General features: G+C 45.1%; 10 protein-coding genes. All 10 read right to left on the bottom strand.

What is annotated here, in order from left to right; translation table 11 throughout:
* Positions 1-51: 51 nt before the first annotated feature.
* Entirely contained in the window at positions 52-438 is a 387-nt protein-coding gene (locus tag Q0C15_RS07155) for a hypothetical protein (RefSeq protein WP_110640848.1), read from the bottom strand.
* On the bottom strand, positions 435-2,927 hold the full coding sequence (locus tag Q0C15_RS07150) for a penicillin acylase family protein (protein WP_297217773.1): 2,493 nt from the start codon (positions 2,925-2,927) through the stop codon (positions 435-437). Before Q0C15_RS07150 ends, Q0C15_RS07155 begins: the two co-directional genes overlap by 4 nt.
* A gap of 95 nt (positions 2,928-3,022) precedes the next feature.
* Entirely contained in the window at positions 3,023-3,634 is a 612-nt protein-coding gene (locus tag Q0C15_RS07145; protein WP_297217770.1) for a helix-turn-helix domain-containing protein, read from the bottom strand.
* A gap of 400 nt (positions 3,635-4,034) precedes the next feature.
* Positions 4,035-4,862: an aldose 1-epimerase gene (locus Q0C15_RS07140; protein WP_297217767.1), complete on the bottom strand. Its 828-nt coding sequence runs from the start codon at positions 4,860-4,862 to the stop codon at positions 4,035-4,037.
* The gene (locus tag Q0C15_RS07135; protein ID WP_297217765.1) at positions 4,850-6,049 is read right to left on the bottom strand and encodes an aminotransferase class V-fold PLP-dependent enzyme; all 1,200 of its coding nucleotides are present in this window, start codon (positions 6,047-6,049) and stop codon (positions 4,850-4,852) included. The genes Q0C15_RS07140 and Q0C15_RS07135 overlap by 13 nt, the downstream gene beginning before the upstream one ends.
* Entirely contained in the window at positions 6,046-6,834 is a 789-nt protein-coding gene (locus Q0C15_RS07130) for an SDR family NAD(P)-dependent oxidoreductase (protein ID WP_297217762.1), read from the bottom strand. The genes Q0C15_RS07135 and Q0C15_RS07130 overlap by 4 nt, the downstream gene beginning before the upstream one ends.
* Positions 6,831-8,270, bottom strand: a complete 1,440-nt coding sequence (locus Q0C15_RS07125; RefSeq protein ID WP_297217759.1) for an APC family permease — start codon at positions 8,268-8,270, stop codon at positions 6,831-6,833. Before Q0C15_RS07125 ends, Q0C15_RS07130 begins: the two co-directional genes overlap by 4 nt.
* A gap of 194 nt (positions 8,271-8,464) precedes the next feature.
* The gene (gene tes, locus Q0C15_RS07120; protein WP_367181991.1) at positions 8,465-10,180 is read right to left on the bottom strand and encodes a tetraether lipid synthase Tes; all 1,716 of its coding nucleotides are present in this window, start codon (positions 10,178-10,180) and stop codon (positions 8,465-8,467) included.
* 341 nt (positions 10,181-10,521) lie between these two features.
* Positions 10,522-11,802, bottom strand: a complete 1,281-nt coding sequence (locus Q0C15_RS07115; RefSeq protein ID WP_367181990.1) for a TrpB-like pyridoxal phosphate-dependent enzyme — start codon at positions 11,800-11,802, stop codon at positions 10,522-10,524.
* A gap of 39 nt (positions 11,803-11,841) precedes the next feature.
* The coding region (locus tag Q0C15_RS07110) for an MBL fold metallo-hydrolase (RefSeq protein WP_297217750.1) at positions 11,842-12,754 on the bottom strand (913 nt) is incomplete at its 5' end.

The raw sequence follows: 12,754 nt of genomic DNA, 5'->3' as shown, positions 1-12,754 counted from the left end.
ATCGCTAAAGCTGTTGAGATTCACAGCTTCCCCCAAACCCCACCTTCTCTTTTAATGTTTTGACACATTACTGTAATTCCTCTTTCCCAGCGAATATCGATATGTACCAACACCGATGAATGCTCCGGCAACTGCCATAAGCATATCCAGAAGGAATGATATCAGTATCAGCATGCTACCGCTTATTCCTGCTATGGATCCGACATAATACATCAGTCTAAAGAGTCCATGAGAGATCTCAGGTATTTCGAAGATGATTAGGCCGATCAATGAGGCCACTGTAGATACCGGTATTGATAAATACGGCTTCAGATCAAAAAATACGGTAGATAGGAAACCGGCAACTATCACACCGTACCAGAATCCAGAGATAAGGAATACAATCGTGAACACGATGCTCAGAACTGCGACCAGTACAAGCTCATAGTATCTATTCATCCGATCACCTCCAAAGTGGTTACATCAAGGACATGCGCCTTAGGGAACGATGATGAGCTAGGATAGAAGAGCAAAGGCAGGTACTCTCCATTTATCCAGTAATCAACGTAATTGGAGTAAAACGGACTTGCTGGATTTTCACTCTGGCCGCCCGGATAGACGCCGTATGAATCAGAAAGATTCGAGAAGTTGAGTATCATAGTGAAGCTCTGACCGCCGCTTGGCCAGTTGTATGGTCCAACTCCAGATGCATCGTTCGGAGTGTTGTAGTCACCACCTCTGGGCAAAGGCCCAATGCTAAGCTGACTCACACCAAGGAGACTTGGAAATACGAAGCCATAGAAATGACCCCATGTATAGTTTCCGCTGGGGTACTGGCTTGAAAGATAATTCATGGCCTCTGTGATTGCGTTCGCTATAAGGCTTGTAATGCTTTCATTTGAAAATGGCCTCGCGCTTCCATTTATAAGTATGTATGCAAGATCAAGGTCAAATGAGGAAATACCAATGCTGTTTGGGAAGCTTCCCCCCATTCCCGTGACGTTCAACACACTTCTGTATTCCGGAAATACGCCGTGATCTTTCAGGAATGTGTGGAATATCTCATTGAAGAGATACATATAGGTGAAGAACCAGACACTCGCTGCCCTTGAGTTCGCATCCATGCTGTAGTTCCATGTTTTCAGCATGGATATACCAGCCTGAACCGTGGAATTGCTGTACGTGGACATGTACTTCAGGATGTATGGCACGGTAAGAAACGCCTCATAATCCGTATAGTTATGATCCTGCAGGTTCATCATATCCTCAACTGTTAAATTGCTGTGAGATCTTAGATAGGACTCCTCCAGCATGGCTCTGAAGCCTGGAGATGGAGTCATCGTGTCCCCGAACCAGTATGGATAGGCCGGCCCGACCTGCCTCTGATTGGAGCTAACTATGAAGCCGTCAGCTGGATTCACCGAATGCGGCACCATCGAGTATGGAATGGAACCGATTATGAACTGAATGCCGTTACCTGGCATTATGGCGTTCGGGTTGTATGGAATTGGATTGTTGGAGGAAAATATCGGATAATAGGCCGGTGAGATGTCGGCAATTGTTCCGTTCACATCAGCAAAGGCAAAGTTCTGATAGGGTGCCTTCCATATCTCAAGGTCGGATGAGAACTGTTTCCAGTCTGTTGCATTCATTACCTCCAGGAGCGCCCCTATATCGTTGGAGAATCTGTTACCCATCCAGTCCATGACCAGTGCAGTTGTCCCATTGGTGGCCATGATCGGACCAAGATTTGTCCAGTTAACCGTGAAGCCATTTATTTCATATGAAGTCACAGGGTAATATGTTCCGTTCCACAGATATTTTCCATTCATGATGGTCTGCGTGAAGAAGAATGTACCCCACGATATGGCCTGAGTATCCGTGAGGGTCCATCCTATGTGTTCGTTATATCCTATGACTATTATGGGGGCGCCAGGAAGCACAACTCCATAAACATCGAAGGACGGATCAACCAGCTGCACCTGGAACCAGATCGAAGGCAGGGAGAACCCTAGAACCGGACCTCCTACCAATATGGGTTTTCCTGTGGAGGTTCTGTTGCCGGATACGACCCATTCATTGCTATGATCTGTAGGATTTGGCGGGAAGATGTGAAGCGGATCCCAGATCTTTGCAACGCTAAATGCCAGTGAAGCCACCGTGGCGTTGACCGGATAGGTATTTTCTGACATCTTCATCACGTATTGGTTCGGTGTACCGTTATAGCCACCATAATAGTACTGTGGAATCGGAGAGAATGGCGTGATCAGATCATTCGTTAGGTTTCCTAGCTTGTAGAAGAGAAGCGAATATAACAGCGGATCGTCGCTGAACTCAAGGGTCTGTATCATGTATTCCTGAACTGCGAATGTATCTACGGGACTCCAGTACCCTGGGGTATATCCCAGAAGTTTGAATTCAAAGGGGAGGACGTGATGAGATATTGAATAGTTTATGTAATCATTTATGCCCTCGGAGTAAGCCGTCACTGCTTCATAAGTCAGACGATCAGTGGCGTTGACGCTCACATTTCCGGAGATGATGTTCCAGTCCTTTTCGGCCGTTAAGGGAGCACCTGTCATCGTCTGGAACCTATCATAGTTGCTGTACCCAGCACCAAGCATCTTTGCAAGCTGACCCATGGCCGTCAACTTGAAGAGCTGCATCTCAAAAAGCCTGTTCTTTGCCTGAATGAAGCCTAGGGCCAAGAAAAGGTCATGGTTATCCTGAGCGTATATGTGGTATACACCGTAATTATCCTGTATTATCGTCACGTCGTGCTGAAGCCCGGGTATCGAGATCGTCTCGTTCCCAATTATTAAATTGGATGTGTTTCTTGGAACTCCTGTCTCTGGATTCAGTATCGATATTAGAGGTGTTATGGATCCGATTATAACTATGAGTACGACAATAACTGCCCCTATTATTATGTATATTGAATTTTTCATAATTATTGATTACAAAGTTAAGATATAAAAATTTGGTTAAAATGTTAGGATAAAATTGATCGTCATAACACCTAAGAATCCTTCAATTATTTACGCTAGCCATTCAGATAGGACATTGCAAGCTTGCGCTGCGCCTCCCTTAGATATTGATCCACAGAGACCACTGAAACACCCATTTTCTCAGCTATTTCCTTAAGATGCACATCCTTGGGATAGTTAAAGAATCCCATCTCCAGAGCTTTACCAAGGACCTTCTCCTGCATTGCTGTCAACCTTGGCTTCCCGTTTATGGATGCGGGATCAAGGCTCTGTATCTGAATCTTCATGATCTTTCCGTAGTCTGATAAATTCTCTCTAATAAGATCGAAGTTGTCCGAAGCGGTAACAATTGTTATGACGTCGCCGTCCGCCATCGTGTATTCATCGTACGATACCATCCCTATCCTGTTGCTCAAGAAGAACGGAGAATTATCCGTACATTCAAGATAACCTACTGTTAAAGTGCGACCTTTCAGAGATCTGTCAAATACGGATAGCGTTTTTGGGTTACCGCGAACCTTGTTTATTATCGATTTTGCCATGATCTGAGATTCAGTTGGATATACGCTCTCATAGGTAATCATCCTATCTCCCTTATACGGCATGCTCCACAGCAACTTGACGCTGAGCCCTTCATCGATGAAGTTGAACGTACAATTATCATGCAAATAAATAAATCTGGCCTTAATTAATTCTATATCTTTCAATCCCCTTGATATCGCACTCATATATGATCAACATAATCATATACTTAAATTCTCAGCATAACGCTAATGGACTATTATCAAAAATGTAAGGTTCTCCTAAACTAAAGATTCAGATATTCATGTCTAAAAAGGTATAGGTGAGACCTTAATACACTAATGGCACACCATGGACGTTTTCGTGCGCGTATATTCTTACAACACAGGGCTTATTTTTATAGATCCCGCAAACTTTTCATTGAATTTTATAATTGAGGAAGTCCCTGTATCTCATTACCGAATATCGGAATTTTCCAGCTTTCCAAACCCAAAACTTTTCAATAAAGTCCTATATCTCAATTTCATTTATATTTCAACATGAGCTTCAGATCCTCCTCGCCTCGATGTCAAAACCACAGATGAACGTTTCACCTGGGTTCAACCTTATCAGGCCGATACCATTGTTGAAGGCATCTGGTGATCCTGTCATCGGTTCAATCGCCACTGAGACACCATCTGCATAAACTCCGTCGTACACCTCAAAGAACCGCATCGATCTTCTCCTTATTTGGATTAGCCTATCTCTGGTGACAAGAATGATCTCGCCGCCTCCAACAAAGGCATCGTCGTAATAACCGTCGGTCTTCTTTGAAATAAAACTGATATTCTTGCTATGCGTATCTGAATCACTCCTGTCAGCGAATACTGATCTAACCTGCTCATTGAAGTATATGATCCAGAAATCCTCGTAAAGAAAATATGGATGCGAACCGCATAAAAGGGGAGCGCTTCTTCTGCCAGTGTTCTCAACCGATATCATGGTGTTCAAAGCCTCACGCGAGAGCGAATAATGTATATGAACATCCAGCGTCGAGGGATATCCGCTGTGGGATAGCGAATATTCCAGATGAATTGAATCCTCATCTTTGTAAACTACGGAGAATTGCGCAGATTTCACTAGACCATGTATGCTGTCTACATGATTGTTCTCATAGGCCGCGTTCCTTGGAAGAAAGTATCGTTCACCATCCCACACGTAGGATGCGCCTTTCACTATGTCAGCATATGGTACTAGTATTGACATTCCTCCGTGCGTGACATATCCATCGGACGCGGGCTTCAGAATTTGCATTCCTTGTAGGGTAAGAGAAGAGACGAATGCACCCCTTCTGGATACACGGCAGGAGGACCGGCCGGATCTCAATTCCTCCATCCTGTCTCCTCCTTTTCAGAGTGCAGAACGTGGGAAAGACCCTCTATGATCAATGGTATATCGTCCTCTTCAAGGCACTGCGGATTAATGTACAGCCTGCCATCCATACAGTACGTGTATATGGGTATTCTGAACTTCCTTAATCTTAAAGAAATCTCCTGCGCTGCTATCCCCTGAGGAAAACTCACCTGCACCCTTGGTATGTTAACAGGCCTAGGATGGTTCCACTGTGGCATAACGACCTTGGCAGATATATCAGGATCAATCCCGGATATCATCTTCGCAATGGTATCCGCCATCATTCTGATCCTTGAGAGCCAGGCATCTTCATCGATCCTGAGAAAGTTCTCTATGGCAGCCACCGTAGAAACAATCGTTTCCTTGCTGACTTTCATAGGCCTGCCGATGAATATCCTGGTTCCCTCGTCCGTATCCTCTTCGTTCAGCGGCCCAATCTCGTGCACAGCATCGATTATTTCCTTCCTACCAATCATCAGGCCAGAGTTGCTGAGACCTCCCAGCATCTTCCCACCGCTGAAGAGAACGAGATCCGATCCCATTTTGTAATATCGCGTTAAACTCTCCTTCGGTGGCAGTTCAGCTGCGGCGTCCACGATCACAGGAATCCCATATGAGTGGGCGATTCTCAGGACTGATTCCAAGGGCAGTGTGCCTGGCATAGGCTCAAAGGCATAGTGCATTACCGCCAGTATCTTGTCAGGGTTCTCCTCAATAACCTTCCTCAGAGATTCCTCCGTTACAATATCGGTGTCTCCGAACTCTTTCAACTCCGGTCCTGCTATGTATATCAGATCCCTGAACTCCGTACGATGGGGCTTTTGAACTGCAATCAGCATTCTTCTGCCCTGTTCCAGTATGTCCCTAGTGTATTTTCCACCTCCTCTAAGGTATATCAATGCGGCTATACCAAGAACGGTGCCAGATGCGGCCCCTGCCGTTATACAGGCTGCATCTACGCCAATCCTCCTGGCGATATATTCCCCCGCTGTCTTTGATAGATCCTGCATGTTCAGAAAAATATCGTTAACATACTTCATCGATTCAATGACCTCATCCGAAACCCTGCTTCCCCCTAGAATGGTCATGGTGCCGATGCCGTTGACGACCCTCATCGATCGTACCAATTTGAGAAAATCTGCCAGTATAGGTTCTTCCCGATCATTCATACCAGAAGCAGGCCTCCGTCCACTATTATGTCGGCTCCATTGATATAGCTGGCTGCGCTTGACAGGAGAAAGAGAACAACGGATGCAACCTCTTCAGCTTCTCCACGTCGTCCGAGAACACTTTCTCTTGCGTATTCCCTCTCGACTTCCTCTGGTTTCATCCCTCTGATCCTAGCCTGTTCCTCTATATCTGCATCATTCATCGGTGTTTTTATGTTTCCCGGACTCACGCTATTAACCCTTATGCCAAGACGACCAAGATCGGCAGACAGAGCCCTGGTGAGTGCGAGTATGCCGCCCTTTGTCATGGAATAGAGCGGATGTCCAGCTTCCGGGCGTTGTCCTGATACCGATGCCATATTGACTATCGATGGAAAATCCGATCTTTTAAGAAGCGGCAGAATACTCTTGATCATGAAGAAGTATCCTCTGAGATTTATGCTAATTATCCTTTCAAAATCAGAATCTGTTGAATCCTCTATCCTCTTGTAGAAATAGATGCCCGCATTGTTTATAAGGAAGTCCACATGATCACATCTATCCATAATATAATCTTTAAGATGTTCTACATCTTCCGCCGATTCAACACTCCCCCGTATCCCATGGAATTTCTTCACTACCTCGGTGGCCTCTGAAAATTTTGGATCGATACCGAAGACCTCGGCACCCGATCTGACCAGTGCATCGGCCACAGATCGCCCTATTCCCTGAAATGCCCCAGAAACGACCGCTATGCGGCCTGTAAAATCGAAACTGAAATCCCTTCGACTCGCATTAACGCTCATTCGATCACCTCCTCCTTGCTCGATACCATGCTCTCAAGACGATGCGTCATATGCATATAGATTATGTAAATCAATGATGCGATGAGCAGTGCAAAAATAACATAGAGTCCTGCAAGATAGGGTTCACCAATTCCCACATATGATGTTATATCTGCATAGATGAACAGTGCAGCTGCTGCGACGGTAGGTATGAGCGTGTAAGCAGCGACTCTTGCTGTCAGTTTTCCACGCAGTCTCCTGAAGAATGGTACGGAAGATGCGTCTGCGATCAGATGCTGAAGGATCCACATGAACGTGGTGAGAGCTCCGAACAGGAAGAGTGAATAGAATATGCCCTGTGAATAACCATAGATCTTTACCAGTACGATCGGGCTCAATATGGTGAGCAATGCCGTCACCGTGAGCTCGAACAGCGCCCCATATACCGGCGTATGATATTTTCTATGCGTTCTTGAGAAACTCTTTGGGAAGAGGAATCTATCACGCGCCATCGCATATATCAACCTTGCTCCACTCATTCCACCGACGATGCCGGCCCACATCTGTCCTATGAGCGCAATTATGATGAATACCAGAGTTCCTATGCTTCCTACATATTCCCCAAATGCCACTACCGCTGGATTCCAGTCCGTAGAAAGAGAGGACGCATTAGACAGACCGACGGCTGCAACCTCAGCGTATGTAACGATCACGCTGACCACAGTTAAAATCACTATTGAGAGTATTATGGATCTCCAGACCGTCCTTTCGCTTGTCTTTGTCTCCTCGGCAAAATAGAATGGCGCCCCATATCCAGTGAAAAACAGGAACCCAGCCGTGACCGAAGCGAACATCACGCCTGTTATGCCGGCAGGTGCCTTTGCTATGTTGAAGGCCTGAATGCTATTATAAGGCGTGCGGGCTATTGTGATCAGAGAAAATACAAGGACTATGATTATCTGAACAGCCACGATCACCAGCACAGATATTCCGGATATCTTAATGTCCAGAACCGTGAAAAGAAACATGAGAAACGTTGAAAGGAGTGCAACCAGTATGTATATGACCAGCGGGAGAGTATATCCATAAAGCTCCGACAAAGCTGTAGACAGTATATAGGATACCGCAACTACAGAAACAACATCCATAAGTATGTAATAGAACAAATTCACTAAGGCAACGTATTTACCCGCTGCTGGTCCAAATCCTTTTTCAGCGAAACCATAATAACCACCTGCAAAGCTCACATGCCTTGAGAACATGAGCGCTGGAACAGATACCAACAGTATTGCAAGTGCAGCAAATATTGGGACAACCGGTGCAGCAAACCCCGCATATACAACGGCGCCGGCACCGTTTGAAACCGCAAACGCCAGTGGATATATGGAACCCATAGAAAGTGCCACAAGTGTCCAGAGTCCTAACTCCTTACCCTTGAGGGATGTCTCCTCACTCAATTCATCACCAATGTATCATGTACAGATGAAATATGAATGGACATCCTTAACTTTTAATTGATGTTTATTTAAGGCGAGTGAGTAAAGATATTCATACGATTAATAAAATTGAACATAATGCCAAAAATTAATACTGAAAGATGACGTAAAAAAAAAAGAAAAAACCATCAATCAGATCTTAAAGACCTGATCGATCACATATCCGGGTTCTGCGAGGATATCACTGGTACGGGATCTTCAAGCTTCTGCCCGATCTCTTCCTCTGTCAGCTTTCTTCCTATGCTCCTCTCGTAGAAGGCTATTATCCTCTTCTTGTCCTCAAGGCTGTACTCTCTGAAGTACTTCTCTTTCTTGAGGCTCCTTCCGGTTTTCTCCTCGTACACCTTTGCCGGTATCGAATACTTCCTCTGCGTTGAATCTCTGTAAAGTTCAGGGATCACGTTGAATGCGCAGAATGGTATGACCCTTCCGTCAGGCATGGCATAGTGTATATCGCATCTCTCCACACGATCGACATCGTACGTGTATGGATCCTGGAAGTGCATGAAGCCTATGAACATGGACTTGTAGTGGAACGCCTTCAGTCCATGGTAATCACCCTCCGTGAAAGCGTTGTAGACCATATCCTTCAGCTTGAAATCCTTGGGTGCCTTCTCATAATCCACGAACTTCTTGAGGTTGTAGAGCAGCTTTGCCGTGCTCTCCACCTTCCTCAGGCTCTTGAAGGTTGAATCACCGATCTCGTCCGCCAGCTCCTGTATGTACTCAAACATTCCCTTGACATCCACGAATCTTGTGACCGGTATGACCTTCTCATCGTCCTTGAACAGGTATGTTCCCATACCGCAGGCGTAGTGGATCGACAACTTATATGTCGGCCTTCCCTTGAGAGCAGCCACAAAGTTTGATACAGATGCTGTAGAAGGAACAGTGAAGAAGTCCTCTCTGCCTATGAGTCCGTCCGTCTGCTGCTCAATCTTCTTTATGGCACCAGGTATCGTTATTCTCTGCTTCGCCCTTGCCCTGTCAGGCATCCTTCCAACGAGACTCACAGGCTGGAAGTTTACCGCTCTTACGACGTCTATATTCGAGAGTCCGAATCTTATTATATCTCCAAGATACATGTCGTTGACTCCGCCGATGACCGTCGGAACAAGGACGACACCCAGCGGCGCCTTCTTGTAATTTTCTAAGGCAGCCGGTATCTCCCAGAAGTTCTTTGGGTTTGATCTGGGTGTAGGACCATCGAAGCTTGTGTATATGACATTTGATCCGGCCTCTCTGACTCTCCTTACGAAATCAGGATCAAATGCAGCTCTGACGCTGTTCGTGTTCAGCTGCACGTGGTCATAGCCTTCCTCCCTTGCGATCCTCACGATATCTATGATGTCATCCCTCATCGTAGGCTCTCCGCCAGTTATCTGGACGGCGTTTGCGCCAACCGGCCTCTCATTCTTCATGCGGCGGAGCATCATCCTTATCTGATCCTGAGTAGGCTCATATATTGGTTCATTCTCCTTCGCATAGAAGAAGCAGTACCAACATGAAAGATCGCACCTGTTAGTAACAACTATATTGCCCAAGCCTGTGTGTGATTTGTGCTTTACGCATAGACCGCAGTGCGTGGGGCATACTATCTTGGAGGCGTAATAGGCGACGTTCGGGTTAAGTATCTTGACACCTGGATCCTGCCACTTTCTTGCTTCCTCGAACATCTCGTAGTCTTCCCAGTATTTTTCAACGGTAACACCATGCTCTGGGCATTCCTTTATGAGCTTCACCTCGCCAGCTTCCTCATAGACTATGGCGGGTATCCTCATCTGATCAAATTTCTCCTCATCAACGCAGCCCGGGCACAGGCTTTCGGTAACCCTCAGAACGAGCATGTCCTCATTTATAAGATGGCCCATTTCACTCACAAATTCATCAACAGTCTTAAATGGAGCGTTTTCGCTTATTTCAAAATCACTGGCGAACCTAATGTTTGGATATTTTTCCTTCTCAACAGACAGCATCTTTTGAATTCACCAACACTATAAAAGTATAGAATATTAAAACTGTTTTGTCTCGGACTTTGCTAATAACGATATTAGCCGAGTAGCATATATAGATACAAATTTAATGCCATTTCGGTATTTAATGTTCCAGTATTTCGTAAAACATTCGTTGTATCGGCTACAAAAATTGTCGTTTCACTCAAAATAAAAATCAGTATTAATTGATATGTATTTCTTAGTTATTTCTATCCATGTCATTCGAAGTGCAAAGCCTCCGCATAATTACCCAGATCAAGAAGTCCATGCCCTGAAAAACTTACCAGAACAGTCTTCTTCTCTCCCTTATTCTCGTCCGCTATCTCCTTCAGTATGGGAAGGGCATGGGATGTTTCTGGTGCTGGTATGTAGCCCTCTGTCTCGGAGAATATCCTTGCCCATTTGAATGCCTCTTCCTGATCATAGTCCCTTGCTGATACTATACCCTTATTCATAAGTAGACTAAGTGTCGGTGCAACCGCGTGATAGCGCAGACCACCTGCGTAGACAGCTGGCGGTATGAAATCATAGCCTATAGTGTACATCTTCAAAAGAGGCAGAACCTTTCCAGTATCAGGATAGTCGTATCTGTATTCCCCTTCTGTCATTTTAGGAACCTCCTTAGATCCGGAGGCTATGTACTTCCTCCTTATCTTGCCGGATGAAAGTTCATCTGCAAGGAATGGAAATGCCAGCGCAGCATAATTTGAACCGCCTCCTACAACACCAACTATATAATCAGGATCTTCACCAGCCATCTCCATCTGCTTCTTTGCCTCCATGCCTGCTATGGTCTTGAAGAGTATATCTGAGTTTATCACACTACCTGCGATGTACTTTCCACCATTGTCCAGAGCATAATGTATGGCCTCGCTTATGGCCAAGCCAAGCGATCCAGGGGTATCCGGCATCTTTTTCAAGACTTCCCTTCCATACTCTGTGAATTCAGACGGACTTGGATGTGGATGTGCACCGTACATGTACATCATGTACTTCCTATACGGTTTTGCGTAGAAACTTGTGCGAACCATGAATATATGAGATTCCATGCGGAAAAGTGCTGATGCAAGTGCAACTGCGGATCCCCATTGGCCGGCACCTGTCTCTGTTGATACAAATTTAGCCCCTTCCTCTCTGGCAAAATAAACATGCGCCAGAGCACTATTTATTTTGTGTGAACCTGAATATGTATATGATTCCATCTTCAGGAATATCTTCAGGTTGCCTCCCAGCAGCTCCTCTAGCCTTTTTGCTCTTATAATCGGCGTTGGTCTACCCACCTGCATGTACCTTTCAAGTATCTCTTCGGGTATTTTCGGATAGCGTTCACCAGAGAACTCATATTCCAGAACCTTAGCGGGAACAGCCTTCTTGAGCGTTTCAAACGCTTTACCGGTCTCGTCCCTCGGTGTTGGAAGTTCTTCCGGCAGATCGGGCAGAATGTTGTACCAGTGGTCTGGCATCTCGTCCTGTTTAAGATCTATTCTTATCATCGGCATGATCATTGTATTCATGTATAAAATTTATGCTATATGTAATTATTCTCTGTATAAATATTTAATTATGTCACCTTCATTCCTTGATTCAATTGTACCGATGCGATCCATATGCCTTAGATGAGATACGGTTTCCAGAATGGCAAAATTTCTTTCCATAAAATTCATGGTATCCATCTTCCTACCCTTGCTCCAGGATATTTCCCTTGCAACCTCATAGGCCGTCTTAGGTGTTTTGAGGACTGATATCATAGCATGCATTCTTTCCTGATGATGCCTCTCTATCTCCTCGATCCTCAGACGGGGCTCTGTTATCACATTCCCGTGGCCTGGAAATATCCTTTCAACCTTCATCTGCTTTATTTTTTCAAGGCTTCTGAGATAATTGCCCAGATCGTCTTCATCACCGTATACGCTTATGTTCGGAGTTATTCTATCGAGAATGTGATCGCCGGAGAACAGGTCATGGCTCTCATGGATATAGACTGCCGTGGATCCAGGGCTGTGACCTGGAACCTCAACAAATTCCAGTTCCTGAACTTTCAATTTATGATAATCCTGGATAAAATCCAGTTTAGAATAATAGTCGAAGTACCTTATAATGGGGTGCATGGTTATTATGTCATTAACCATAGCTTCAGGTACACCATTTATTCTGAATATGTCTGCATGTCTTCGGATATAACCTTCACGATCCTCATTTGCCTTCATTATCAGATCATAATCGAGGGGATTCATATATGCCGGAATCCCGTATTTTTGATGCAGATAGAGTACTCCTCCCAGATGATCTATGTGCAGGTGCGTTACGAAGGCGAAATCTATCCTATGAAGGCTCTGTTCAATTGACCTTATTGAGTTATCCGACATTCCAGAGTCGATCAGAAAAGCTGAATCATCTGATTCAATTCTATATATATTTGCGGTCTTTAGCGCGCGGATCTCTATCGGTACG

This window comes from Thermoplasma sp. (assembly GCF_023256435.1).
Classification (GTDB): Archaea; Thermoplasmatota; Thermoplasmata; order Thermoplasmatales; family Thermoplasmataceae; genus Thermoplasma.
The sequence above is the reverse complement of the archived record's forward strand: the minus strand, read 5'-3'. Positions and strand labels throughout refer to the sequence as shown.